The organism is Streptococcus sp. 3167 (assembly GCF_013277175.1).
Classification (GTDB): Bacteria; Bacillota; Bacilli; order Lactobacillales; family Streptococcaceae; genus Streptococcus; species Streptococcus pseudopneumoniae.
Genome location: NZ_VMML01000022.1, coordinates 14,533 through 40,072, shown reverse-complemented (window position 1 = coordinate 40,072; position 25,540 = coordinate 14,533). Strand labels below are relative to the sequence as shown.

Annotated in this window: 21 protein-coding genes, 1 pseudogene and 1 riboswitch; of the genes and pseudogenes, 15 read left to right on the top strand and 7 right to left on the bottom strand. The window is 42.2% G+C overall.

The genetic code is table 11. The features are described from left to right. Positions 1–927: an ATP-binding cassette domain-containing protein gene (locus HT678_RS03625; protein ID WP_101514805.1), complete on the top strand. Its 927-nt coding sequence runs from the start codon at positions 1–3 to the stop codon at positions 925–927. A 75-nt stretch (positions 928–1,002) separates the two neighbouring features. Here HT678_RS03625 and HT678_RS03620 read toward each other — a convergent pair. Then, positions 1,003–2,279 (bottom strand): annotated as a pseudogene (locus HT678_RS03620) (ISL3 family transposase). Between the two features lie 694 nt (positions 2,280–2,973). Here HT678_RS03620 and treC point away from each other — a divergent pair. Both treC and tig read left to right on the top strand, forming a co-directional pair. After that, entirely contained in the window at positions 2,974–4,599 is a 1,626-nt protein-coding gene (treC, locus tag HT678_RS03615; RefSeq protein ID WP_166731043.1) for an alpha,alpha-phosphotrehalase, read from the top strand. 436 nt (positions 4,600–5,035) lie between these two features. Further along, the gene (tig, locus tag HT678_RS03610; RefSeq protein WP_101514803.1) at positions 5,036–6,319 is read left to right on the top strand and encodes a trigger factor; all 1,284 of its coding nucleotides are present in this window, start codon (positions 5,036–5,038) and stop codon (positions 6,317–6,319) included. Between the two features lie 47 nt (positions 6,320–6,366). Here tig and HT678_RS03605 read toward each other — a convergent pair whose 3' ends face one another. From HT678_RS03605 to rnhC, 3 genes are all read right to left on the bottom strand, one after another. Continuing rightward, positions 6,367–8,733: an ATP-dependent RecD-like DNA helicase gene (locus HT678_RS03605; protein ID WP_101514802.1), complete on the bottom strand. Its 2,367-nt coding sequence runs from the start codon at positions 8,731–8,733 to the stop codon at positions 6,367–6,369. Between the two features lie 242 nt (positions 8,734–8,975). Further along, positions 8,976–9,590, bottom strand: a complete 615-nt coding sequence (lepB, locus tag HT678_RS03600; protein ID WP_101514801.1) for a signal peptidase I — start codon at positions 9,588–9,590, stop codon at positions 8,976–8,978. Positions 9,591–9,593: 3 nt separating this feature from the next. Next, positions 9,594–10,475 (bottom strand): ribonuclease HIII, encoded by an 882-nt coding sequence (gene rnhC, locus HT678_RS03595; RefSeq protein ID WP_172924599.1) that lies wholly within the window; start codon positions 10,473–10,475, stop codon positions 9,594–9,596. 86 nt (positions 10,476–10,561) lie between these two features. Between rnhC and zapA the strand changes: the two genes are divergently transcribed. The 6 genes from zapA to HT678_RS03565 all read left to right on the top strand — a co-directional run bounded on the left by zapA (position 10,562) and on the right by HT678_RS03565 (position 17,395). Further along, positions 10,562–10,864 carry a cell division protein ZapA gene (gene zapA / locus HT678_RS03590; protein WP_031222907.1) on the top strand — a complete coding sequence of 101 codons (303 nt, stop codon included), beginning with the start codon at positions 10,562–10,564 and terminating at the stop codon, positions 10,862–10,864. Next, on the top strand, positions 10,861–11,409 hold the full coding sequence (locus HT678_RS03585) for a CvpA family protein (RefSeq protein ID WP_101514799.1): 549 nt from the start codon (positions 10,861–10,863) through the stop codon (positions 11,407–11,409). Before zapA ends, HT678_RS03585 begins: the two co-directional genes overlap by 4 nt. Before the next feature lie 103 nt (positions 11,410–11,512). Continuing rightward, a complete protein-coding gene (locus HT678_RS03580; protein ID WP_138699426.1) occupies positions 11,513–13,849 on the top strand; it encodes an endonuclease MutS2 in 2,337 nt (778 codons plus the stop codon). A 163-nt stretch (positions 13,850–14,012) separates the two neighbouring features. Next, a riboswitch (glycine riboswitch) is annotated at positions 14,013–14,101 on the top strand. Positions 14,102–14,191: 90 nt separating this feature from the next. Then, on the top strand, positions 14,192–15,514 hold the full coding sequence (locus tag HT678_RS03575; RefSeq protein WP_000891475.1) for a sodium:alanine symporter family protein: 1,323 nt from the start codon (positions 14,192–14,194) through the stop codon (positions 15,512–15,514). 322 nt (positions 15,515–15,836) lie between these two features. Next, positions 15,837–16,385 (top strand): carboxymuconolactone decarboxylase family protein, encoded by a 549-nt coding sequence (locus tag HT678_RS03570; protein WP_000206765.1) that lies wholly within the window; start codon positions 15,837–15,839, stop codon positions 16,383–16,385. Between the two features lie 110 nt (positions 16,386–16,495). Beyond that, positions 16,496–17,395: a TDT family transporter gene (locus HT678_RS03565; RefSeq protein ID WP_101514663.1), complete on the top strand. Its 900-nt coding sequence runs from the start codon at positions 16,496–16,498 to the stop codon at positions 17,393–17,395. Between the two features lie 24 nt (positions 17,396–17,419). On the opposite strand, the gene serS is transcribed toward HT678_RS03565, so the two are convergent. The 3 genes from serS to HT678_RS03550 all read right to left on the bottom strand — a co-directional run bounded on the left by serS (position 17,420) and on the right by HT678_RS03550 (position 20,646). Then, positions 17,420–18,694, bottom strand: coding sequence for a serine--tRNA ligase (gene serS, locus HT678_RS03560; RefSeq protein WP_172924598.1), 1,275 nt, complete (start codon positions 18,692–18,694; stop codon positions 17,420–17,422). 213 nt (positions 18,695–18,907) lie between these two features. After that, positions 18,908–19,279: a DUF956 family protein gene (locus HT678_RS03555; RefSeq protein WP_000079357.1), complete on the bottom strand. Its 372-nt coding sequence runs from the start codon at positions 19,277–19,279 to the stop codon at positions 18,908–18,910. 2 nt (positions 19,280–19,281) lie between these two features. Continuing rightward, positions 19,282–20,646 carry an aspartate kinase gene (locus HT678_RS03550; RefSeq protein WP_172924597.1) on the bottom strand — a complete coding sequence of 455 codons (1,365 nt, stop codon included), beginning with the start codon at positions 20,644–20,646 and terminating at the stop codon, positions 19,282–19,284. A gap of 210 nt (positions 20,647–20,856) precedes the next feature. On the opposite strand from HT678_RS03550, the gene HT678_RS03545 reads away from it, so the two are divergent. From HT678_RS03545 to fabD, 6 genes are all read left to right on the top strand, one after another. Next, positions 20,857–21,642, top strand: coding sequence for an enoyl-CoA hydratase (locus HT678_RS03545; RefSeq protein WP_172924596.1), 786 nt, complete (start codon positions 20,857–20,859; stop codon positions 21,640–21,642). 93 nt (positions 21,643–21,735) lie between these two features. Then, a complete protein-coding gene (locus HT678_RS03540; RefSeq protein ID WP_000386353.1) occupies positions 21,736–22,170 on the top strand; it encodes a MarR family transcriptional regulator in 435 nt (144 codons plus the stop codon). Further along, complete coding sequence (locus HT678_RS03535; protein WP_119946911.1) at positions 22,170–23,144, top strand: beta-ketoacyl-ACP synthase III; 975 nt, start codon at positions 22,170–22,172, stop codon at positions 23,142–23,144. Before HT678_RS03540 ends, HT678_RS03535 begins: the two co-directional genes overlap by 1 nt. A 58-nt stretch (positions 23,145–23,202) precedes the next feature. Continuing rightward, the gene (locus HT678_RS03530) at positions 23,203–23,427 is read left to right on the top strand and encodes an acyl carrier protein (protein WP_000257838.1); all 225 of its coding nucleotides are present in this window, start codon (positions 23,203–23,205) and stop codon (positions 23,425–23,427) included. Between the two features lie 222 nt (positions 23,428–23,649). Continuing rightward, positions 23,650–24,624 carry an enoyl-[acyl-carrier-protein] reductase FabK gene (gene fabK, locus HT678_RS03525; protein WP_172924595.1) on the top strand — a complete coding sequence of 325 codons (975 nt, stop codon included), beginning with the start codon at positions 23,650–23,652 and terminating at the stop codon, positions 24,622–24,624. Then, a complete protein-coding gene (gene fabD, locus HT678_RS03520) occupies positions 24,617–25,537 on the top strand; it encodes an ACP S-malonyltransferase (protein ID WP_023933124.1) in 921 nt (306 codons plus the stop codon). The genes fabK and fabD overlap by 8 nt, the downstream gene beginning before the upstream one ends. Positions 25,538–25,540: the final 3 nt, after the last annotated feature.

Sequence of the window (25,540 nt, the reverse complement as noted above, 5' to 3'; positions counted from 1 at the left end):
ATGTCTGAAAAATTAGTAGAAATTAAAGATTTAGAAATTTCCTTCGGTGAAGGAAGTAAGAAGTTTGTCGCGGTTAAAAATGCTAACTTCTTTATCAACAAGGGAGAAACGTTCTCGCTTGTTGGTGAGTCAGGTAGTGGGAAAACAACTATTGGTCGTGCTATCATCGGTCTAAATGATACAAGTAATGGAGATATCATTTTTGAGGGTCAAAAGATTAATGGTAAGAAATCGCGTGAACAAGCTGCGGAATTGATTCGTCGAATCCAGATGATTTTCCAAGACCCTGCCGCAAGTTTGAATGAACGTGCGACTGTTGATTATATTATTTCTGAAGGTCTTTACAATCACCGTTTATTTAAGGATGAAGAAGAACGTAAAGAGAAAGTTCAAAATATTATCCGTGAAGTAGGTCTTCTTGCTGAGCATTTGACTCGTTACCCTCATGAGTTTTCAGGTGGTCAACGTCAACGTATCGGTATTGCCCGTGCCTTGGTCATGCAACCAGACTTTGTTATTGCGGATGAACCAATTTCAGCCTTGGACGTTTCTGTGCGTGCCCAAGTCTTGAACTTGCTCAAAAAATTCCAAAAAGAACTTGGCTTGACCTATCTCTTTATCGCCCATGACTTGTCGGTTGTTCGTTTTATTTCAGATCGTATCGCAGTTATTTACAAGGGTGTTATTGTAGAGGTTGCAGAGACAGAAGAATTGTTTAACAATCCAATTCACCCATATACTCAAGCCTTGCTTTCAGCGGTACCAATTCCAGACCCAATCTTGGAACGTAAGAAGGTCTTGAAGGTTTACGACCCAAGTCAACACGACTATGAGACTGATAAACCATCCATGGTTGAAATCCGTCCAGGTCACTATGTTTGGGCCAACCAAGCCGAATTGGCACGTTATCAAAAAGGACTAAACTAGTAATGGTTTTATAATTTCCATGTCAACTTTTATGGAAATTATGGCTCTTTGTCAACTGTAGTGGGTTGAAGTCAGCTAAGCTCGAGAAAGGACAAATTTCGTCCTTTCTTTTTTGATGTTCAGAGCGATAAAAATCCGTTTTTTGAAGTTTTCAAAGTTCCGAAATCCAAAGGCATTTCGTTTGATAAGCTTAATGAGATTATTAGTGGCTTCCAATTTTGCGTTAGAATAGTGTAGTTGAAGGGCATTGACAATCTTTTCTTTATCCTTTAGAAAGGTTTTAAAGACAGTCTGAAAAAGAGGATGAACCTGCTTTAGATTGTCCTCAATAAGTTCGAAAAATTTGTCTGGCTCCTTGTTCTGGAAGTGAAAAAGTAAGAGCTGATAGAGATTGTAGTGGTGTTTCAAGTCTTCTGAATAGCTCAAAAGCTTGTTAAGAATCTCTTTATTGGTTAAGTGCATACGAAAAGTAGGGCGATAAAAACGTTTATCGCTGAGTTTACGACTATCCTGTTGAATGAGTTTCCAGTAGCGTTTAATAGCCTTGTATTCATGGGATTTTCGTTCAAACTGATTCATAATTTGGACACGGACACGACTCATAGCACGGCTAAGATGTTGCACAATGTGAAAGCGATCCAGAACGATTTTAGCGTTTGGAAAAAGTCGCCTAGCTAAGTCATAATAAGGACTAAACATATCCATAGTAATAATTTTCACTCGACATCGGACGACCCTATCATATTTAAGAAAGTGATCTCGAATGACGGCTTGTGTTCTACCCTCAAGAACAGTGATGATATTGAGCTTATCAAAGTCCTGAGCAATGAAACTCATCTCCATCTCCCGATTGAAACAGTCACTCCCCGGACTGTTTCAACGTCCCAAGACATAATCTCAGGCAGATTTCTAACATTACACTCAAAGTGGAAGTCATTGAGCTTTCGAATGACAGTTGAAGTTGAAATGGCCAGCTGATGGGCAATATCGGTCATAGAAGTCTTTTCAATCAACTTTTGCGCAATTTTTTGATTGATAATACGAGGGATTTGGTCATTTTTCTTGACGATAGAAGTTTCAGCGACCATCATTTTAGAACAATAATAGCACTTGAAACGACGCTTTCTAAGGAGAATTCTAGTAGGCATACCAGTCGTTTCAAGATAAGGAATTTTAGAAGGTTTTTGAAAGTCATATTTCTTCATTTGACTTCCGCACTCAGGGCAAGATGGAGCTTCATAGTCCAGTTTGGCGATGAGTTCCTTGTGTGTATCCTTATTGATGATGTCTAGAATCTGGATATTAGGGTCTTTGATATCGAGTAGTTTTGTGATAAAATGTAATTGTTCCATATGATTCTTTCTAATGAGTTATTTTGTCGCTTTTCATTATAGATGATATGGGACTTTTTTTCTACACAAAATAGGCTCCATAATATCTATAGGGGATTTACCCACTACAAATATTATAGAGCCGAAATTATAAACCTTTTTTTGTTGGACTGATTTGAAAATCTTTGAAAGCGTACTGAAAGAATTTTCGAAAAATTTTAAAATATTCTGAAATATTCTTGACAGCTAATGAAAAAGGTGGTAAGATAGGAAACATCAAAAAAGAAAGCAGAAAAAGAAATGAATAAGAGACAAGCTGTAACGATGAATCAAAACTTTTACTTTAGCTACTTTAGATAGTGTTTGTAGACATGTCACCATGGATGCAAACAGTTCAAGCAATTTGTTTGTATCTATGTGGCTAAGATTTTTGATTGTGGTCCATATAGATGAATATCTAAATGGACTAGCTAAGTTGTAACTTGTTAGGTTATTTCAAGTACCCGTTTAGGTATTATCTAGGCGGTTTTTTGTTTTATACTCTTCGAAAATCTCTTCAAACCACGTCAGCTCTATCTGCAACCTCAAAATAGTGTTTTGAGCAACCTGTGGCTAGCTTCCTAGTTTGTTCTTTGATTTTCATTGAGTATAATTGAAATAGCACAAATAGGGACGGAAGACTGCTTCCTCCCTTTTATCAGAAAAGGAGAAACAGATGACACTTGATAAAGGAAAAGTAGCCTATCAAATCTATCCAAAATCTTACAAAGACACCACTGAAAACGGTATTGGGGATTTCCGTGGGATTATCGAAAAAATTCCCTATTTAGCCAAACTAGGTGTGGATATGGTCTGGCTCAATCCATTCTATCCAAGCCCTCAACGGGATAATGGTTACGATATTTCAGATTATATGGCAGTGGATCCTCTTTTTGGTGATATGGCTGATTTTGAGGAAATGGTGTGTGTCGGTAAAGAGCACAAGATTGACTTTATGCTGGACATGGTACTTAATCATTGTTCGACAGAGCATGAATGGTTTCAGAAAGCCCTAGCTGGTGATAAGTATTATCAAGACTTTTTCTTCATCCAAGACCAACCAACAGATTGGCAGTCTAAGTTTGGTGGTTCTGCATGGGCGCCTTTCGGGGATACTGGGAAATACTATCTTCACCTATTTGATGAGACCCAGGCTGACCTTAACTGGCGCAATCCCAATGTCCGTAAGGAGCTTTTCAAGGTTGTTAATTTCTGGCGCGACAAGGGTGTCAAAGGTTTTCGATTTGATGTGATCAATTTGATCGGTAAGGACGAGGTTTCAGTGGACTGTCCTGAAAATGAAGGGAAGCCAGCTTATACAGACAAACCCATCGTTCATAACTATTTGCGTATGATGAACCAAGCCACTTTTGGATCTGACGATAGCTTTATGACAGTTGGGGAAATGTCTTCTACCACCATGGACAACTGTGTCCTCTATTCGTCGCCTGATCGTCAGGAATTATCCATGACCTTTAATTTTCATCACCTCAAGGTGGACTATAAGGATGGACAAAAGTGGACCTTGGCTCCCTTTGATTTTGAAGAGTTGAAGAGTCTTTACCATAGTTGGGGTAAGGAAATGAGTGATAAAGACGGTTGGAGTGCCCTCTTTTGGAACAATCACGATCAACCACGTGCCTTGAACCGTTTTGTCGATATTCAAAACTTCCTCAAGGAAGGAGCCACTATGCTAGCAGCCAGCATTCACCTGTCACGTGGGACACCTTATATCTACATGGGTGAGGAAATCGGGATGATTGACCCAGACTATGATTCTATGGCTGATTACGTGGATGTCGAATCGCTTAATGCCTATCAGATGCTCCTAGAAGAAGGAAAGAGTCAGCAAGAAGCCTTCCAGATTATTCAAGCTAAGTCGCGTGATAATTCACGCATTCCCATGCAGTGGGATGCTTCGGAAAATGCAGGATTTTCAACAGGCACTCCTTGGTTGAAAGCTGGTAAATCCTATAAAGACATCAATGTAGAAAATGAAATCCAGGGTCCGATTTTTACCTTCTATCAAGACTTGATTCGACTGCGTAAGGAAATGCCAATCATTTCAGAAGGAAGTTACAAACCAGCCTTTGAAGATAGCAAACAAGTCTACGCTTTTGAACGCCAGTTTGAGGAACAAAAGTTACTAGTGCTCAATAACTTTTATGCTAAAGAAGTGGAAATCGACTTGCCAGCAGTCTACCAAAATGGACAGATTTTGATTTCAAACTATGAAGATGCAGAAGTGTCTGAGAAAATTCTACTAAAACCCTATCAAACACTGGCTATTTATGTAAATTAAACTTAGCAAGGAGACCTCTTTTTCAGAAAAGCAGGGTTCTTTTTGCTGTCTATTCCATCCTTGAAAGTGTAGAACAAACTGTCAATCGAAAGTGATTATGTCCCAAAAAAAATGGTGAGATTGAGGGCAATTATTTTGCTTTCATTTGACAAGAGGAACCCTTGAAGCAGTTTTGTCAGCTAAACCAAGGCTAATCTTAGCCTTGGCTTGTCAGCCTAACAGCATCAAGCCTCTTATCAAATGAAATCGAGGGCTAGCTATCAGCTAGTTAAAACATCTAATTTTTAGGAGGGCTGGGTGGCTAACTTCATTATAGAACTTTCATTTAGTTAGCAAAAAGGCTTGTTGTCTATAATTGGCTGCATTAGTCTAGATTTTATTTATAGAAAATGTTATAATAGACTGTATTTAAAAAATTTTAAGGAGAAATGACAGAATGTCTGTATCATTTGAAAACAAAGAAACAAACCGTGGTGTCTTGACTTTCACTATCTCTCAAGACCAAATCAAACCAGAATTGGACCGTGTCTTCAAGTCAGTGAAGAAATCTCTTAATGTTCCAGGTTTCCGTAAAGGTCACCTTCCACGTCCTATCTTCGATAAAAAATTTGGTGAAGAATCACTTTACCAAGACGTTATGAACGCTCTTTTGCCAAACGCTTATGAAGCAGCTGTAAAAGAAGCTGGTCTTGAAGTGGTTGCCCAACCAAAAATTGACGTAACTTCAATGGAAAAAGGTCAAGACTGGGTTATCACTGCTGAAGTCGTTACAAAACCTGAAGTAAAATTGGGTGACTACAAAAACCTTGAAGTATCAGTTGATGTAGAAAAAGAAGTAACTGACGCTGATGTTGAAGAGCGTATCGAACGCGAACGCAACAACCTGGCTGAATTGGTTATCAAGGAAGCTGCTGCTGAAAACGGCGATACTGTTGTTATTGACTTTGTTGGTTCTATCGATGGTGTTGAATTTGATGGCGGAAAAGGTGAAAACTTCTCACTTGGACTTGGTTCAGGTCAATTCATCCCTGGTTTTGAAGACCAATTGGTAGGTCACTCAGCTGGCGAAACTGTTGATGTAGTTGTAACATTCCCAGAAGACTACCAAGCAGAAGACCTTGCAGGTAAAGAAGCTAAATTCGTAACAACTATCCACGAAGTAAAAGCTAAAGAAGTTCCAGCTCTTGATGATGAGCTTGCAAAAGACATCGACGAAGAAGTTGAAACACTTGCTGAATTGAAAGAAAAATACCGCAAGGAATTGGCTGCTGCTAAAGAAGAAGCTTACAAAGATGCAGTTGAAGGTGCAGCAATCGATAAAGCTGTAGAAAACGCTGAAATCGTAGAACTTCCAGAAGAAATGATTCACGAAGAAGTTCACCGCTCAGTAAACGAATTCCTTGGAAACTTGCAACGTCAAGGTATCAATCCTGACATGTACTTCCAAATCACTGGAACTACTCAAGAAGACCTTCACAACCAATACCAAGCAGAAGCTGAGTCACGTACTAAGACTAACCTTGTTATCGAAGCAGTTGCCAAAGCTGAAGGATTTGATGCTTCAGAAGAAGAAATCCAAAAAGAAATCGAGCAATTGGCTGCAGACTACAACATGGAAGTGGCACAAGTACAAAGCTTGCTTTCAGCTGATATGTTGAAACACGACATCACAATCAAAAAAGCTGTTGAATTGATTACAAGCACAGCAACAGTTAAATAATCTTAATAAACAAAAAACCCACCTGATTAGGTGGGTTTTCTTATGCACTATTTTCCAAAAATCTCTCTGAGGTCTGCGTCTGTAATCCCAATCATAGCTGGAATACTGGTCCAGTTTTCTTCGGTTAGGATGTAGGATTGTTCAGAGTTACTTGATGTGACTGTTTCAGAGACAACTGGTTGCTTTTCTTCAATATTCTCCAATAAATCACTGAAGCGTTCAATCAGATAGGTCTTTCGGGCAGTTCCGATGTGCTGGGTAGCATAATCAAAGGCCTGCAATTCACCTAGTAAGATAAGCTTGCTTTTGGCGCGTGTAATGGCTGTGTAGATGAGATTGCGCTCCAGCATACGCCTACTAGCACTGGTAATCGGTAGGATGACAACAGGGAACTCACTTCCCTGTGATTTATGGATGCTCATGGCATAGGCCAGGCGAATCTTGTACCATTCGTTACGTGGGTAAGAGACCTCATTGCCATCAAAATCAATGACAATCTCGTCTTGTTTCGACTCGGTGTATTTACCAGGGATCAGATCTATGATAGCTCCCAAATCTCCGTTAAAGACATTGATTTCAGCATCGTTGACCAAATGAATGACCTTGTCTCCCTTGCGATAGTGGCACTGGGGAGCTTCAAAACTAAGTTGGTCTTTTTGTGGTGGATTGAGCAGATCTTGCATGAGTTGGTTGATGGCATCAATCCCTGCCGTCCCTCGGTACATGGGGGCCAGAACCTGAATATCACGAGCAGGGATACCACTTCTGAGAGCAGCGCCTAAGATTTTTTCAATCGTCGCTGGAATATGGCCACTAGCAATTTCAAAGTAGGAACGGTCAGCTTTTTTCTGGGTGAAATCGGCTGGCAAGATGCCCTGTCTAATCTGACTAGCTAGGGTGACGATGGTTGATTCTTCGCTTTGCCGGTAAATTTTTTCCAAGCGAGTCTGAGGAATCAAGGGAATATGAAGGAGGTCCGCTAGAACCTGTCCAGGACTGACAGAAGGTAGCTGATCACTGTCACCCACGATGAGGATTTTACTGTTAGAAGAGATGTTGGAGAAGAGTTGATTGGCCAGCCAAGTATCCACCATGGAAAATTCATCTACGATGATAAAGTCGGCATCCAGATAATCTTCCAGATGACTGGTATCATCGTCCCCTGTCATTCCTAAATGACGGTGTACGGTCGCGCTAGGCAAGCCTGTCAATTCATTCATGCGACGAGCAGCTCGTCCAGTTGGAGCAGCAAGAAGAATAGGTAGGTTGCTTTTTTTCCTGAGGTCAAGTCCTTCTAAAAGGGCGTAAACAGCGATAATCCCATTGATAACAGTTGTCTTACCAGTACCAGGTCCACCTGTCAGGATAAAGACCTTATTCTGGATAGCATCACAGATAGCTTGTTTTTGAATACTATCATACTCAATCTCCAGATCTTCTTCGACAGTAGCGATATGTTTTTGAATGGTTTCTAAATCTTGGCTCTTCTGTTTTCCTTTTTCAAGGATACGAATCAAGTGACTGCGGATACCTTCCTCAGCGAAAAAGAGGCTGTTGTCAAAGATCTTGGTATCAATCTGCTGAACCTTGTCTTCTTCGATCAGGTAGGAGAGCTCTTGGGCAACTTGGCTGGGGTCTAGTTCCACGGGACGGGAAGACTCAAGGAGAGTAAGGGTTTGTTCCAGCAAATCCCGTGCTTCAACATAGGTGTCCCCTGTTTCCATACAGGCCTGAAAAAGACTGTGAACTAGACCGGCGCGGAAGCGTTCAGGAGCCTGACTTTCGATGCCTAGTTCCTCAGCTAGTTGGTCAGCAATGGTAAAGCCCAAACCCTTGATATCCTCAACCAGCTGGTAGGGATAATTTTCAACCACATCAAGGGTTTCTTCCTTGTAAAAGTCTTGAATCTGAAAGGCTAGTTTGTTGGGAATGCCGTAGTTGGCTAGTTTGGACAAAACCATCTCCGTTCCGTAGTTGAGACGGAGAGTGGAGACGAAAGCCTCGCGATTTTTGGCAGAGAGCCCTGAGATGCCTTCTAGCTTTTCTGGGTGTTGCAGAATTTCGTCAATGGTATTGTCGCCATAGGTATCTACGATTTTCTGAGCTGTCTTGAGACCAATCCCCTTGAAATGGCTACTTGAAAAGTACTTGACCAAGCCCTTACTAGTTGGTTTTGCGCGATCATAACGACTGATTTGCAGTTGTTCTCCATACTTGGAGTGCTGGACAATTTGCCCCCAAAAAGTATAGTCTTCGCCCTCAATTACATCAGCCATGGTTCCTGTGACAATGATTTCAAAATCATCAAAATCCTCTGCGTCCGTATCGTCGATTTCTAGGAGGAGGATGCGATAAAAATTGCTGGGATTTTCAAAAATAATCCGTTCAATGGTTCCTGAAAAATAAACTTCCATAAAATTCCTTTGCATGAATAGGTGAGAGTTAATACTCTTCGAAAATCTCTTCAAACCACGTCAGCTCTATCTGCAACCTCAAAACACTGTTTTGAGCAGCCTGCGGCTAGCTTCCTAGTTTGCTCTTTGATTTTCATTGAGTATAACTTTGTTTCTATCTTAATCAAACTGGGTAGTGAATAATCATCTTCTCACGATAGAAGAAGAGGCTGAGATTGCTGATTCTCGGCCTCTTAGGTCTCTTAAAATGTTCCGATACGGGTGATTGGCCAGAAGCGGAATTTAGCTTCCCCTGTGATATCTTTTGCTTTGAAGGTACCTACGTGGCGGCTGTCGCTCGAAACCAAGCGGTCGTCTCCGAGGAGAAGGTATTCTCCTTCTGGAACTGTAAAGCTAAAGTTGGTGTTGTAGTTGACATCAACTGTGAAGGCTTGAGCTTTTTGAGCGATACTTCTAAAGAAAGTTCCTTTATTTCCTTCAAATCCCTTGCCTGAGTAGGTGCTTTGGAGTTTGTCATCCTTGAAGCGTTTGATATAGTTAGCTAGATAAGGTTCATCTGTCTCTTTGTCATTGATGTAAAGTTTATCATTTTCGTAACGGATGGTATCGCCAGGCATTCCGATGACGCGCTTGACGATGTCCTTATTGCCATCTTCCTCATGGGCCACCACGATATCAAAACGGTCAATAGGGAGGTGCTTAACGACAAAGAGAATTTCGCCATCCGCTAGGGTAGGATCCATGGAGTGTCCTTCTACGCGGACATTACTCCAAAAAAAGATACGACTTAAAGCTAGTAATGACAGAATCAGGAGGAATAATCCCCACTCTTTTAGGAAATTTTTAAATGAATTCATAACTTACCTTTCTAAGCGTTTTTTCGCTTTTTCAGTATTTTTAAAGTGCAATTTGGCGCAGAAGTTGAGTCCCTGCATACCATAGGCTTGTAAAATCTGGCTAGCTACCTTATCAGAAGCTGTTCCAGCTCCACTTGGAAGTTGATAACCCAGTTCTCGTCCTAGATTTTCTAGATTTTCCAGAAAGAGATCACGCGCAATGATAGAAGAAACTGCGACAGCCAAGTATTCGCCCTCAGCCTTTTCTTCTAAGCTGATAGGATTGCTGAAACGATTGGCCTCTTGTGCCGAGTACTTGTCATAATTTTTAGCACTGGTAAAGGCATCAATCACAATTTTCTCAGGTTGAACGCCTTTTTGAAGAAGGAGATAGATAGCCTGGTTATGGAGGGCAACCTTAACCGAAACAGCATTGTAGCGGTCTCCGATGACCTCGTTGTACTTGCTTGGTGAGAGAAGCAGTGCCTGGTGCTGGATTTTGTCCTTGAGGATAGGGGCAATCTGACGAATCTTTTGGTCGGTCAGAGTTTTAGAATCCCCCACACCGAGTTTTCGCAAGAAAGCATGCTGGTCAGGTGTGACAAAGGAAGCCACAACTGCAAGTCCACCAAAGTAGGAACCATTTCCAACCTCATCTGTCCCAATCAAAGGGAAATTTTGTCCCCTGTTTTCCTCTACCATTTGATAGCCAAAGAAACGAGCGTATTTCTCGGCTCCCTCACCCTGAAGCAAGACCTTTCCAGAAGTATAGATAGAAACCGTTGCTTGAGGTAGTCGCAAAAAGTAGCGAATATAGGGATTCTTGCTGGGAGCTAGACTGCTTTGATAGTGTTCAAGAAAAGCCTGAATCTTCTTTTCACTTGGTGTGAGTGTTATACTTGCCATAGTTTCTATTGTACCATAAAAGCAGGCAAATTTGTAAAAACTGACAAAATTAGCGAATTTTGGTATAATATCGTGAGGTGAATTTTATGGCAAATCTAAATCGATTCAAATTTACATTCGGGAAAAAATCATTAACCTTGACAAGCGAGCATGATAACCTTTTTATGGAGGAAATCGCCAAGGTTGCGACAGAAAAATACCAAGCAATTAAAGAACAAATGCCTAGTGCAGACGATGAAACCATCGCTCTTTTGTTGGCAGTCAACTGTTTATCAACTCAGCTCAGCCGTGAGATTGAATTTGACGATAAGGAGCAAGAGATAGAAGAACTCCGCCACAAGCTTGTGACTTGCAAGCAAGAACAGAGCAAGATTGAGGACTCCTTATGATTTCGCTCCTTCTTCTATTGGTCTTGGCTTGGGGATTTTATATCGGCTATCGGAGAGGCCTGCTCTTACAGGTTTATTACCTGATTTCAGCACTGGCATCTGCTTTTATGGCTGGTCAGTTTTACAAGGGGCTTGGCGAGCAGTTTCATTTGCTGCTCCCTTATGCAAATCCGCAGGAAGGTCAGGGAACTTTCTTTTTCCCATCGGATCAACTCTTTCAGTTGGATAAGGTCTTTTATGCAGGGATCGGCTTCTTGCTTGTATTTGGGATTGTCTATAGCATCGGTCGTTTGCTTGGTCTCCTCTTACACTTGATTCCTAGTAAAAAATTGGGTGGTAAGTTGTTCCAAGTTTCAGCAGGTATCTTGTCCATGTTGGTGACCTTATTTGTCTTGCAAGTGGCCTTGACCATCTTGGCGACCATCCCCATGGCAGCTATACAAAATCCTCTTGAAAAGAGTATCGTCGCAAAACACATCATCCAGAGCATACCAGTAACAACCAGTTGGCTCAAACAAATCTGGGTGACAAATTTAATCGGATAAAAAGGGCAGGAGTTTTCCTAGCCCTTTGTTTACAGATTTGACTCGAATCTATTAGAATGTAAAAAGCTATCACACCTAGACATTCAAAGATAAGGAAATAAAGATGAATAAGAAAATATTAGAAACATTAGAGTTTAATAAGGTCAAGGCCTTGTTTGAGCCCCATTTGTTGACCGAGCAGGGCTTGGAGCAATTGAGACAGCTGGCTCCGACTGCTAAAGCAGATAAAATCAAACAGGCTTTTGCTGAGATGAAGGAGATGCAGGCTCTTTTCGTAGAGCAACCGCATTTTACTATTCTCGCAACTAAGGAAATTGCAGGAGTCTGCAAGCGGTTGGAGATGGGAGCAGACCTCAATATCGAGGAGTTCCTCCTCTTGAAGCGCGTGCTTCTTTCTAGCAGAGAACTGCAAAGTTTTTATGCCAATCTGGAAAATGTCAGTTTGGAAGAGTTAGCCCTTTGGTTTGAGAAATTACACGATTTTCCGCAATTACAAGGAAATCTCCAAGCCTTTAATGATGCAGGTTTCATTGAAAATTTTGCCAGTGAAGAATTGGCGCGCATCCGTCGAAAAATCCATGATAGCGAGAGTCAGGTACGCGATGTTTTACAAGACTTGCTCAAGCAAAAAGCGCAGATGTTGACGGAAGGAATCGTTGCCAGCAGAAATGGCCGTCAGGTTCTACCTGTCAAAAATACCTACCGCAATAAGATTGCAGGTGTCGTTCATGATATTTCTGCCAGCGGAAACACCGTCTATATCGAACCCCGTGAGGTGGTCAAACTGAGCGAAGAAATTGCCAGTTTGCGAGCAGATGAGCGCTATGAAATGCTTCGCATTCTCCAAGAAATTTCTGAGCGTGTTCGCCCTCATGCGGCTGAGATTGCTAATGACGCTTGGATTATCGGTCATCTGGACTTGATTCGTGCTAAGGTTCGCTTTATCCAAGAAAGGCAAGCAGTCGTTCCTCAGCTATCAGAAAATCAAGAAATTCAACTGCTCCATGTCTGCCATCCTTTGGTCAAAAATGCCGTTGCAAATGATGTCCATTTTGGACAAGATTTAACAGCTATTGTCATTACAGGTCCCAATACAGGTGGGAAGACCATCATGCTTAAAACTCTGGGCTTGACGCAGGTGATGGCTCAGTCTGGTTTGCCGATTTTAGCAGATAAGGGAAGTCGTGTTGGTATTTTTGAAGAAATCTTTGCCGATATTGGCGATGAGCAATCTATTGAGCAGAGCTTGTCTACCTTCTCTAGCCACATGACCAATATCGTGGATATTCTTGGCAAGGTCAATCAACATTCACTCTTACTCTTGGATGAGTTGGGGGCTGGTACAGATCCTCAAGAGGGAGCAGCCCTCGCCATGGCTATTCTGGAAGACCTTCGCCTGCGTCAAGTCAAGACAATGGCGACTACCCACTATCCGGAACTCAAGGCCTATGGTATTGAGACAGCCTTTGTTCAAAATGCCAGCATGGAGTTTGATACTGCAACTCTTCGCCCGACTTATCGCTTTATGCAGGGTGTTCCTGGCCGAAGCAATGCCTTCGAAATTGCCAAACGTCTAGGCCTATCTGAAGTTATCGTAGGGGATGCCAGTCAGCAGGTTGATCAGGACAATGATGTCAATCAGATTATTGAACAACTGGAAGAGCAGACGCTAGAGAGTCGCAAACGTTTGGACAATATCCGTGAGGTGGAGCAAGAAAATCTCAAGATGAATCGTGCTCTCAAAAAACTCTACAACGAGCTCAATCGTGAAAAGGAAACCGAGCTTAACAAGGCGCGTGAACAGGCTGCTGAGATTGTGGACATGGCCCTCAGTGAGAGTGACCAGATTCTCAAAAATCTCCACACTAAATCTCAACTCAAGCCCCACGAAATCATTGAAGCCAAGGCTAAGTTGAAAAAATTGGCCCCTGAAAAAGTAGATTTGTCTAAAAACAAGGTCCTTCAAAAGGCCAAGAAAAAACGAGCTCCAAAGGTGGGAGATGATATCGTAGTTCTCAGTTATGGACAGCGTGGTACCCTGACCAGTCAACTTAAGGATGGCCGTTGGGAAGCCCAAGTTGGCTTGATTAAGATGACCTTGGAAGAGAAAGAGTTTGACCTTGTTCAAGCCCAGCAAGAAAAGCAAGTCAAGAAGAAACAGGTCAATGTCGTGAAACGAACTTCTGGTCGTGGCCCACAAGCCAGACTGGACCTTCGAGGCAAACGTTATGAAGAGGCCATGAATGAGCTAGATGCCTTTATCGACCAAGCCTTGCTTAACAATATGGCTCAAGTTGATATCATCCATGGTATCGGAACAGGTGTCATCCGTGAAGGTGTCACTAAATACCTACAAAGAAACAAACATGTCAAGAGTTTCGGCTATGCCCCGCAAAATGCTGGAGGCAGTGGCGCGACTATTGTCACTTTTAAAGGATAGAAGTATTCTGAGCTTTATACAGTAAAAACTGTTGAATTAAGTTTTACTAATAAACACATTGACAAAAGCCAACATTTTTTGTAAAATAAGAATCAATTAAATACCAACACCGAATGAAGTTTAATAGAAGTGGGGAATCGTTTGATTTTCCATGACTGTAAATGGACGGAACTCTGGAGAGACCGTAAAGGCACCGAAGGGGCAAGGCAGGCAACTGCTCAAACTCTCAGGTAAAAGGACAGAGCTAGGATAGACCGCTTTTTAGCATTTATCTAAGCATTCCAGAGTACATGTATCTTGCATGTGCTCTTTCTTTTGGGGTTGAAAAGATAGGAGAAGGAAATGTTAGAATTGCTTAAATCAATCGATGCTTTTGCTTGGGGACCGCCCCTCTTGATTTTATTGGTCGGAACAGGGATTTACCTAACTATTCGGCTAGGACTCTTGCAGGTTTTGCGTCTGCCCAAGGCCTTTCAGCTTATTTTTATCCAGGATAAGGGACATGGTGATGTATCCAGTTTTGCAGCTCTGTGTACAGCCTTGGCATCAACCGTTGGAACAGGGAATATTATAGGAGTTGCGACGGCTATCAAGGTTGGTGGACCAGGAGCTCTCTTTTGGATGTGGATGGCGGCTTTCTTTGGAATGGCTACCAAGTATGCGGAAGGACTCTTGGCCATCAAATACCGCACCAAGGACGACCATGGTGCAGTAGCGGGAGGTCCCATGCACTATATCCTTCTAGGAATGGGAGAAAAGTGGCGACCACTTGCTGTTTTGTTTGCAGTAGCAGGAGTATTGGTTGCTCTCTTGGGAATCGGAACCTTCACCCAAGTCAACTCGATTACAGAATCTATCCAAAATACAACGGCTATTTCACCAGCCATCACAGCTCTCGTCTTGTCTGTCTTTGTAGCGATTGCTGTCTTTGGTGGACTCAAGTCCATTTCTAAGGTTTCAACTACTGTTGTTCCTTTTATGGCGATCATTTATATCTTAGGAACTCTTACAGTTATTTTCTTTAATATCGGGAAAATTCCTTCTACAATCGCTTTAATCTTGACATCGGCTTTTAGTCCCCTTGCTGCGGTAGGTGGATTTGCTGGTGCTAGCGTTCGGATGGCTATTCAAAATGGTGTGGCGCGTGGTGTGTTCTCAAATGAATCTGGTCTAGGTTCTGCTCCCATTGCAGCGGCTGCGGCTAAGACAAATGAACCAGTAGAGCAAGGTTTGATTTCTATGACAGGAACCTTTATTGATACTCTCATTATCTGTACTCTGACTGGTTTGACCATCTTGGTGACTGGTGTTTGGAGTGGTGACTTAAATGGGGTTGCCTTGACTCAGTCAGCCTTCTCAACAGTCTTTTCACACTTTGGGCCTGCCCTCTTGACCATCTTCCTTGTACTTTTTGCCTTCACAACGATTCTAGGTTGGAACTATTACGGAGAACGCTGTTTCGAGTTCCTCTTTGGTGTTCGTTTTATCTGGCTCTACCGTGTGGTCTTTGTGCTCATGGTCTTGTTGGGAGGATTTATCGAGTTGGATATGGTCTGGATTATCGCAGATATCGTCAACGCCTTGATGGTTCTGCCAAACTTGATTGCCCTCTTAGTCTTGTCGCCAGTCGTTATTGCTGAAACTAAAAAGTATTTTGACAAATAATGAAATCACACATGGCGTGTGATTTTTTTGCCTATAAATGATTTTTATCAAGCTGATATATAATATATATTATGCAAATGATTGGAAGTGTGATAAACTAATACTCAATGAAAATCAAAGAGCAAACTAGGAAGCTAGCCGCAAGCTGTACTTGAGTACGGTAAGGCGACGCTGACGCGGTTTGAATTTGATTTTCGAAGAGTATAATATACAACGAAAATCTTATGAGAGAATAAACCTTTGTCTTAAATAAACTTAGGAATCAGGACTTTATAAGATTTTCCAATAATATTAGTGTCAATAACAAGAAAAGAGGTATCTTATGACAACATTTACAATCCATACAGTAGAATCAGCACCGGCAGAAGTGAAAGAAGTTCTTGAAACAGTAGAAAAAGACAACAATGGCTATATTCCCAACCTAATCGGTCTCTTGGCCAATGCACCGACTGCTTTAGAAGCATACCGAACTGTCGCATCTATCAACCGTCGCAACAGCCTGACACCCGTTGAGCGTGAAGTGGTGCAAATCACGGCAGCCGTGACCAATGGTTGTGCCTTCTGTGTCGCAGGTCACACAGCCTTTTCCATCAAACAAATCCAGATGAATGATGACTTGATTCAAGCTCTTCGCAATCGTACTCCAATTGAAACAGATCCTAAATTGGATACCCTAGCTAAGTTTACTTTGGCAGTTATCAATACCAAGGGTCGTGTAGGAGATGAAGCCTTGTCTGAGTTTTTAGAAGCTGGCTACACCCAACAAAATGCCTTGGATGTGGTTCTTGGTGTCAGCCTAGCAAGCCTCTGTAACTATGCCAACAACCTAGCCAATACCCCAATTAACCCAGAATTGCAACCTTATGCTTAATTCATATCTGAGTAAAAAATGAAGTCTGAAATCAACGGACTTCGTTTTTTATCCCCTCATTTAAGCGCTTTTATGCTATACTGAAACTAACATGATTATTGGAGGTTAGGATGAAAAAACTCCCCTTGGTATTTTCTGGTTGTTTGCTAGGTTTAGCAGGATCTGGAAATCTTATTTTAGATACGTTGCCGGTTCTGTCACATCTTTTTAGTCTGACAGGTTTGATTTTGTGGATTTACTTTCTGCTTCTGCATCTTTTTAATTGGAAAGAAACCAAGCAAGAGTTGACCAAGCCCCCTCTTTTATCAGGAATGGCCACCTTTCCCATGGCTGGGATGATTTTATCGACCTATGTCTTTCGCGTCTTCCCTCATCTTTCTTTGGTTGTGCAAGGACTCTGGTGGTGTTCATTTCTCTTGGATTTGGCCTTGATTGCTGGTTTCACTATCAAGTTTGCTTGTCCGGGTCGGAGGGTTCATGCTACTCCTAGCTGGACGGTGCTTTATGTAGGGATAGCGGTAGCAGCCTTGACTTATCCTCTGGTGGGTATCATTGAAATTGCCTATGTGACCTTGAGTTTTGGTTTTCTTCTTACCTTCTATCTCTATCCCCTTATTTATAGTGATTTAAAGAAGCAACCACTCCCACTAGCCTTGCTTGGGCAAGAAGGTATCTACTGTGCTCCCTTTTCTTTGCTTTTGGCTTCTCTGGTTCGAGTTGGAGGAGCTAGCCTACCGACTTGGGTCTTGATTTTCATGCTTTTGGCTTCCCAATCCTTCTTTTTCTTTGTTTTGACTCGCCTACCCAATATTTTAAAACAAGGTTTTCAACCAGCCTTCTCAGCCCTCACCTTCCCGACTATTATCACAGCTACTTCGCTTAAGATGGCTCAGGGAATCTTGAAACTTCCATTTTTGGATTATTTGGTACTGGCTGAAACTGTTATTTGCCTAATCATTTTGCTCTTTGTATTAGGCGCTTATCTGATTTGGTTACGAAAAAAGGTCTAGCTAGAAATAGCTAAACCTTATTTTTTATGGTTTGATGACCTCAGCTCCACCCATGTATGGACGAAGTGCTTCTGGGATGGTCACGGAACCATCTTCATTTTGGTAGTTTTCAAGAATAGCAGCCACTGTACGTCCAACTGCAAGTCCAGAACCGTTCAAGGTATGGAGCAATTTCACCTTGCCATCTGCTTCATCACGGTAACGGATTTGGGCACGACGGGCTTGGAAATCTTCTGTGTTTGAACAGCTTGAGATTTCACGGTAGGTATTTTGGGCTGGAATCCACACTTCCAAGTCGTAAGTCTTCGCAGATGAGAAGCCCATATCTCCAGTAGAGAGCGCAACGACACGGTATGGAAGGTTAAGTTTTTGAAGAATGTTTTCAGCGTTGGTTGTCATTTTTTCCAATTCTTCGTAAGATTCTTCTGGTTTGGCAAATTTAACCATTTCAACCTTATGGAATTGGTGCAAACGAATCAAGCCACGAGTATCACGACCAGCTGAACCAGCCTCAGAACGGAATGATGGGCTCATAGCAGTGAAATAGATTGGCAGGTCTTTACCGTCAAGGATTTCATCACGGTAGTAGTTTGTCAGAGGAACTTCAGCTGTAGGAATAAGGACGTAATTGCTGTCGCTGAGTTCAAAAGTATCTTCCTTGAATTTTGGATATTGACCAGTCCCAAACATAGAATCGTGGTTAACCATGTAAGGCGTGATGACTTCAGTATAACCTTCTTTGCCATGCTCGTCCAACATAAAGTTGTAGATAGCACGTTCCAAACGAGCACCGAGGCCTTTATAGAAGAGGAAGCGAGCGCCTGTTACCTTGCCACCGCGTTCCCAGTCGAGGATACCAAGGTCTTCACCAAGATCCCAGTGAGCTTTTGGCTCGAAATCGAACTCGCGTGGAGTGCCCCAACGACGAACTTCCACATTGTCATCTTCGTCAGCCCCAATAGGAACGCTGTCAGCAGGGATGTTTGGAAGAGTAGTAGTAAATTCTGTCAATTTAGCATCGATTTCTGCCAATTCAGCATCCAAGGCTTTAACCTCAGCAGATAGAGTTTGCATGGCAGCAATCTTGTCATCTGCATTTTCCTTGTTGCGTTTGGCTTGGGCAATCTCAGCAGAAACTGTGTTGCGTTCAGCCTTGAGAGTTTCAACCTTGACCAAGATGTCACGACGTTTAGCATCGATTTCTTTCATCTCGTTTAAGACAGCAGCATCTACACCACGTGTAGCAAATTTTTCTGCGACAGCATCAAAGTCTGTACGAATACGTTTGATATCTAACATAAGAACTCCTTTATGAAAAAAGCACACCTGACAAAGCGTTGGAGTGGCAGGGCCACGGTTCCATCCAACTTCACAGGTGTGCACTTGATTGTGTATGTAATTGTTACTAACGGTAGAATTTCACCTATCCCTCCTATCTGCTCGCAGCACCCGCAGACTTTCTGAAAGAAGAAGATAACCTACTTATCCGTTGCTATGATTATACTAAAGTTTCTACTTTTTTGCAAATAGATTTTTAAATTTTTGACCAATGGTCTGAATTAAGGTAGGAAGTTTGACGACCTTGTCATTGCCTAGTTTTTCGCGAGCAATTTTAAGAATGGCACCTGAATCTTTTGAAGCAAAGAGGAATTTTCCTTTGTCTGTAAAGACTTCGAAGTGGCGACTGATTTTTCGTCCAGTGACATTGGCTCCAATCTGATTGATATGGCTCCAAGGAATCTGGATAAATTGTTCGACATTGACGTCTGGGTAAAATTCTAAGGCCTGATCTCCGACAAGGAATTTCCCAACTTTTCCAGCGATAGAGAGGTAGGAAGTGCCTGTCGTGCTGAGAAGCACTGTTTTATTAAGTGATTGGGCCATGATTAGTCTTCCTTACTTTCACCGAAAAAGGCATTGTAGAGGGCTTTGATTGCTGCTTTCTCTTGGTCTTTATTGACAACAAACATGATAGAAACTTCACTAGAACCTTGAGACATCATCTGGATGTTGATTTTGTTTTCAGATAGAGCGCGTGTCGCAGTAGCGGTGACACCGATATGGCTCTTCATCTTTTCTCCAACAATCATAATGATTGAAAGGTCGTGCTCGATTTCTGCATGGTCTACTTCAGCCTTTTGAACTAACTGACGCAGGATTTCTTCTTCCTTGATAGGAGTTAGTTCGCGAGAACGGAGGATGATTGAAAGATCGTCGATACCTGTCGGCATGTGTTCCCAACCGATGTTAAGGTCTTCAAGGATTTGCAGAATCTTACGACCAAATCCAACCTCGCGATTCATAAGGTATTTAGACATGTTGATGCTGACAAAGCCTGAGTCACCAGCAATTCCCACAACTGGAAATTCATCACTACTGTGTTTTAGAACGATACGAGTACCTGGATGGTCAGGGTTGTTGGTATTCTTGATAACTAGAGGAATTTTTCCACGGTAGGCAGGAAGAAGGGCTTCGTCGTGAAGGACTGAGAATCCTGCATAGGCCAACTCACGCATTTCACGGTAGGTCAACTCAGGAATCGAGTGTGGTTGGTGGATAATGCCTGGGTGGGCTGCAAAGATACCATCAACGTCCGTAAAGTTTTCATAGAGGTCTGCCTTAACACCGGCAGCAATGATAGAACCTGTAATGTCTGATCCTCCACGTGAGAAGGTACAGATTTGATTTTCCTTGGTAACCCCAAAGAAACCAGGAATGACAAGGACTTCATTTGCATTTGCCAATTCCTCAATCTTGTCATAACTTGATGGAATAATGCGAGCGTGACCAGGCTCACTTGTGACCACAATCCCAGCTTCTCGAGGGTGCACATAGCGTGCATCGATACCGTTTTGATTAAAGTAGGCTGCGATCAATTTAGCATTGTTATTTTCACCGGCTGCTAGGAAAGTGTCGTAGAGAAATTCATTTTCTTCGATAGGAAGAGTGGCCAAGGCGCGAATGCTTTTTGAAATTTTTTCTAGCACAGCTGGTTTCAGTCCTAATTCACTAACCATAGCAGCATAGCGGTCGATAATCCAGTTTTGGCTCTTGCTAATATCGCTACCAGCAACATAGTCGCGATAGTATTTAATCAAGGCATCCGTAACCTTAGTATCTTCAGCATTGCGTTTACCAGGGGCAGAAACGACTACAAAACGACGCTCTGGATCGCTTTTAACGATGTTTAAAACTTTTTCTAATTGACCAGCAGAGGCAAGAGAACTACCTCCAAATTTAACAACTTTCATAAGAACTCCTAAAGTAAGTATTTTATACGATTATAGCAGAAAGAAAGCCTTTTTTCAATGAAGAAAATAAGATGCTTTATAGGATAAAGCGAGCCTTTCCAATCGGCTGAGACACTTTCAGTCGATTTTTTCTTGCTTTCTGCTCCTAAAAAAGATATACTTTGAACATAAAATAATTTAAACTGCTTATACAAATAAAAAGGAGCCCTGATGGAACACATTATTTATCAGCTTGAAGAGGACTTGGCAATCCTTACCTTGAACCGTCCTGAGGTCGCAAATGGTTTTCATATTCCTATGTGTGAGGAGATTTTAGAAGCCCTGACTTTGGCAGAAGAAAATCCGGCTGTGCATTTTATCTTGATCAATGCCAATGGCAAAGTCTTCTCAGTTGGGGGAGATTTAGTAGAGATGAAGCGGGCAGTGGATGAGGATGATATTCCATCATTGACAAAAATCGCAGAGTTGGTCAATACGATTTCCTATAAAATCAAACAAATAGCCAAACCTGTTTTAATGGAAGTTGACGGTGCTGTTGCAGGTGCCGCAGCGAATATGGCTGTTGCGGCAGATTTCTGTTTGGCGACGGATAAGGCTAAGTTTATTCAAGCCTTTGTTGGCGTTGGCTTGGCTCCAGATGCAGGGGGAATTCATCTCTTGAGCCGTAGTATTGGTGTGACGCGTGCTGCTCAATTAGCCATGACAGGTGAGGCTTTGACCGCAGAAAAAGCCCTAGAATGGGGGCTAGTTTACCGCGTTTCTGAAGCTGATAAACTTGAAAAGACGAGAGAACAGCTTCTTAAAAAATTAAGACGTGGTTCAAGTAATTCCTATGCTGCCATTAAGAAGTTGGTTTGGGAGAGCCAATTTAAAGACTGGCAGGATTACGCTGCTTTAGAACTGAAGCTACAGGAATCCTTAGCTCAAACAGAGGATTTCAAAGAAGGAGTGCGAGCTCATTCGGAGAGAAGACGGCCTAAATTTACAGGAAAATAAAAAAATACTTGCATCATTCTTTGAACTTTGATATAATTCTCTTGTCAAATGTTTTGATTGTAAAAGTTTTTTTGAGAAGGAGGGAAAGAAAGATTGGACTACCAACGAATTAATGAATATTTAACATCTATATTTAACAATGTCCTTGTCATTGAGGAAGTGAGCTTGAGAGGTAGTCGTTTCAAGGATATCTCCATCAAAGAAATGCATACGATTGATGTGATTGGGAAATTCCCAGACGTGACACCAAGTCAAGTGTCAAAAGAGTTGATGGTGACTCTTGGGACAGTTACGACTAGTTTGAATAATCTCGAACGCAAGGGTTACATTGAACGCATTCGCTCAGAGCAGGATCGTCGTGTGGTGCATCTACATTTGACAAAGAAAGGGCGCTTGGTTCATAGGCTGCATAAACGCTTCCACAAGGCCATGGTTGAAAAAATCATTGATGGTATGAGTAAGGAAGAAATTGATGTTATGAGCAAAGGTTTGACTAATCTTTACCAATTTTTGGAGGATTTGAAATAATGGCTTTTGCAAAAATAAGCCAGGTTGCTCATTATGTGCCAGAGCAAGTGGTTACAAATCACGACTTGGCTCAGATTATGGATACCAATGATGAGTGGATTTCAAGTCGGACGGGAATACGACAAAGGCATATTTCAAGAACAGAATCTACCAGTGATTTGGCTACAGAGGTTGCTAAGAAACTGATGACAAAAGCAGGAATCACAGGGGAGGAGTTGGATTTTATCATCCTAGCTACCATTACTCCAGATTCGATGATGCCCTCTACAGCTGCTCGTGTTCAAGCTAATATTGGTGCAAAAAAAGCTTTTGCTTTTGACCTAACAGCTGCTTGCAGTGGATTTGTATTTGCTCTTTCAACTGCTGAAAAGTTTATCGCTTCCGGTCGCTTTCAAAAAGGCTTGGTGATTGGTAGTGAAACCCTCTCTAAGGCAGTCGATTGGTCGGACCGATCAACAGCTGTTTTGTTTGGAGATGGTGCTGGTGGCGTCTTGTTAGAAGCTAGCGAGCAAGAGCATTTCTTGGCTGAGAGTCTCAATAGCGATGGAAGTCGCAGCGAGTGTCTGACCTATGGACATTCAGGTCTACATTCTCCATTTTCAGATCAAGAAAATGCAGATTCATTTTTGAAGATGGATGGGCGCGCGGTCTTTGATTTTGCTATTCGGGATGTAGCCAAGTCTATCAAGCAGACTATTGAAGAATCTCCTATAGAGGCGACAGACTTGGATTATCTGCTATTGCATCAGGCTAATATCCGTATTTTGGATAAGATGGCTAGAAAAATTGGTGTTGACCGAGCCAAACTTCCAGCCAATATGATGGAATATGGCAATACCAGTGCAGCCAGTATCCCGATTTTACTTTCAGAGTGTGTAGAACAAGGCCTCATCCGTTTAGATGGTAGTCAGACTGTTCTGCTATCAGGCTTCGGTGGAGGCTTGACCTGGGGCACGCTCATTCTTACAATTTAGGTAATCATGTGGTGAACACATTGTTATAAAAAACTATTTATTTTAAAGGAGTCCTATCATGGCAGTATTTGAAAAAGTACAAGAAATTATCGTTGAAGAACTTGGAAAAGATGCATCAGAAGTAACACTTGAATCAACTTTTGATGATTTGGACGCTGATTCATTGGACTTGTTCCAAGTAATCTCAGAAATCGAAGATGCTTTTGATATCCAAATCGAAGCAGAAGATGACTTGAAAACAGTTGGTGACTTGGTTGCCTACGTTGAAGAGCAAACAAAATAATACTCAATGAAAATCAAAGAGCAAACTAGGAAGCTAGCCGCAGGCTGTACTTGAGTACGGCAAGGTGACGCTGACGTGGTTTGAATTTGATTTTCGAAGAGTATAAGCAGAATATAGATAGAAGGAGTAGGGAAACCCGCTCCCTCTTGTTTAGGCAATAGTTTGATTGTCAAATTATGACAGTATCGAACTATTACGTAAGCAAGAAACGATGGAGGCACTATGAAAACGCGTATTACAGAATTATTGAATATTGAGTATCCTATTTTCCAAGGAGGAATGGCCTGGGTTGCTGATGGTGATTTGGCAGGGGCTGTTTCCAAGGCTGGGGGACTAGGCATTATCGGTGGGGGGAATGCCCCTAAAGAAGTTGTCAAGGCCAATATTGATAAAATCAAATCATTGACTGATAAACCTTTTGGTGTCAACATCATGCTCTTGTCTCCCTTTGTGGAAGATATTGTAGACCTTGTTATCGAGGAAGGTGTTAAGGTAGTGACAACAGGGGCAGGAAATCCTGGCAAATACATGGAACGCTTCCATGAAGCAGGGATAATCGTTATTCCTGTCGTTCCTAGTGTTGCTTTAGCTAAACGCATGGAAAAAATCGGTGCAGACGCTGTTATTGCAGAAGGAATGGAAGCTGGGGGACATATCGGTAAATTAACAACCATGACCTTGGTGCGTCAAGTGGCGGCAGCTGTATCTATTCCTGTTATTGCTGCAGGAGGAATTGCGGATGGTGAAGGTGCTGCGGCTGGCTTTATGCTAGGTGCAGAGGCTGTACAGGTGGGGACACGGTTTGTAGTTGCAAAAGAGTCGAATGCCCATCCAAACTACAAGGAGAAAATTTTAAAAGCAAGGGATATTGATACTACGATTTCAGCTCAGCACTTTGGTCATGCTGTTCGTGCTATTAAAAATCAGTTGACTAGAGATTTTGAACTGGCTGAAAAAGATGCCTTTAAGCAGGAAGATCCTGATTTAGAAATCTTTGAACAAATGGGAGCAGGCGCCCTAGCCAAAGCAGTTGTTCACGGTGATGTGGATGGTGGCTCTGTCATGGCAGGTCAAATCGCAGGGCTTGTTTCTAAAGAAGAAACAGCTGAAGAAATCCTAAAAGATTTGTATTACGGAGCAGCTAAGAAAATTCAAGAAGAAGCCTCTCGCTGGGCAGGAGTTGTAAGAAATGACTAAAACAGCCTTTTTATTTGCTGGTCAAGGTGCCCAGTATCTAGGGGTGGGACGGGATCTCTATGATCACTACCCTATTGTCAAAGAAACGATTGATCGAGCGAGTCAGGTGCTCGGTTATGATTTGCGTTATCTCATCGATAGGGAAGAAGACAAACTCAATCAGACCCGCTATACGCAACCAGCCATTCTAGCGACTTCGGTTGCTATCTACCGTTTATTGCAAGAAAAGGGCTATCAGCCTGATATGGTTGCTGGTTTATCTCTTGGAGAATACTCTGCCTTGGTGGCAAGCGGCGCCTTGGATTTTGAAGATGCGGTTGCCTTGGTAGCTAAGCGTGGAGCCTATATGGAAGAAGCGGCTCCTGCTGACTCTGGCAAGATGGTAGCAGTTCTCAATACGCCAGTAGAGGTCATTGAAGAAGCCTGTCAAAAAGCTTCTGAACTTGGAGTGGTTACTCCAGCCAACTATAACACACCTGCACAAATCGTCATTGCTGGAGAAGTGGTTGCAGTTGATCGAGCGGTTGAACTTTTGCAAGAAGCAGGTGCCAAACGCTTGATTCCTCTCAAGGTGTCAGGTCCCTTTCACACCGCTCTCCTTGAACCTGCTAGCCAGAAACTAGCTGAAACTCTAGCTCAGGTAAGTTTTTCAGATTTTACTTGTCCCCTAGTCGGCAATACAGAAGCTGCTGTGATGCAAAAAGAGGACATTGCTCAGCTCTTGACGCGTCAGGTCAAGGAACCCGTTCGTTTCTATGAAAGTATTGGGGTCATGCAAGAAGCAGGCATAAGCAACTTTATCGAGATTGGACCGGGGAAAGTCTTGTCAGGTTTTGTTAAAAAAATTGATCAAACTGCTCACTTAGCTCATGTGGAAGATCAAGCGAGTTTAGTAGCACTTTTAGAAAAATAGACT

Bases quoted from the DNA above. Each gene is read 5' to 3' on its own strand.
- treC (WP_166731043.1), top strand. From the start codon at position 2,974: ATGACACTTGATAAAGGAAAAGTAGCCTATCAAATCTATCCAAAATCT.
- HT678_RS03545 (WP_172924596.1), top strand. From the start codon at position 20,857: ATGGAACACATTATTTATCAGCTTGAAGAGGACTTGGCAATCCTTACC.
- fabD (WP_023933124.1), top strand. From the start codon at position 24,617: ATGACTAAAACAGCCTTTTTATTTGCTGGTCAAGGTGCCCAGTATCTA.
- HT678_RS03550 (WP_172924597.1), bottom strand. From the start codon at position 20,646: ATGAAAGTTGTTAAATTTGGAGGTAGTTCTCTTGCCTCTGCTGGTCAA.
- rnhC (WP_172924599.1), bottom strand. From the start codon at position 10,475: ATGGCAAGTATAACACTCACACCAAGTGAAAAGAAGATTCAGGCTTTT.
- HT678_RS03605 (WP_101514802.1), bottom strand. From the start codon at position 8,733: ATGGAAGTTTATTTTTCAGGAACCATTGAACGGATTATTTTTGAAAAT.
- HT678_RS03575 (WP_000891475.1), top strand. From the start codon at position 14,192: ATGTTAGAATTGCTTAAATCAATCGATGCTTTTGCTTGGGGACCGCCC.
- HT678_RS03565 (WP_101514663.1), top strand. From the start codon at position 16,496: ATGAAAAAACTCCCCTTGGTATTTTCTGGTTGTTTGCTAGGTTTAGCA.
- HT678_RS03585 (WP_101514799.1), top strand. From the start codon at position 10,861: ATGATTTCGCTCCTTCTTCTATTGGTCTTGGCTTGGGGATTTTATATC.
- lepB (WP_101514801.1), bottom strand. From the start codon at position 9,590: ATGAATTCATTTAAAAATTTCCTAAAAGAGTGGGGATTATTCCTCCTG.
- serS (WP_172924598.1), bottom strand. From the start codon at position 18,694: ATGTTAGATATCAAACGTATTCGTACAGACTTTGATGCTGTCGCAGAA.
- HT678_RS03555 (WP_000079357.1), bottom strand. From the start codon at position 19,279: ATGGCCCAATCACTTAATAAAACAGTGCTTCTCAGCACGACAGGCACT.
- HT678_RS03530 (WP_000257838.1), top strand. From the start codon at position 23,203: ATGGCAGTATTTGAAAAAGTACAAGAAATTATCGTTGAAGAACTTGGA.
- HT678_RS03625 (WP_101514805.1), top strand. From the start codon at position 1: ATGTCTGAAAAATTAGTAGAAATTAAAGATTTAGAAATTTCCTTCGGT.
- tig (WP_101514803.1), top strand. From the start codon at position 5,036: ATGTCTGTATCATTTGAAAACAAAGAAACAAACCGTGGTGTCTTGACT.
- fabK (WP_172924595.1), top strand. From the start codon at position 23,650: ATGAAAACGCGTATTACAGAATTATTGAATATTGAGTATCCTATTTTC.
- HT678_RS03580 (WP_138699426.1), top strand. From the start codon at position 11,513: ATGAATAAGAAAATATTAGAAACATTAGAGTTTAATAAGGTCAAGGCC.
- zapA (WP_031222907.1), top strand. From the start codon at position 10,562: ATGGCAAATCTAAATCGATTCAAATTTACATTCGGGAAAAAATCATTA.
- HT678_RS03535 (WP_119946911.1), top strand. From the start codon at position 22,170: ATGGCTTTTGCAAAAATAAGCCAGGTTGCTCATTATGTGCCAGAGCAA.
- HT678_RS03570 (WP_000206765.1), top strand. From the start codon at position 15,837: ATGACAACATTTACAATCCATACAGTAGAATCAGCACCGGCAGAAGTG.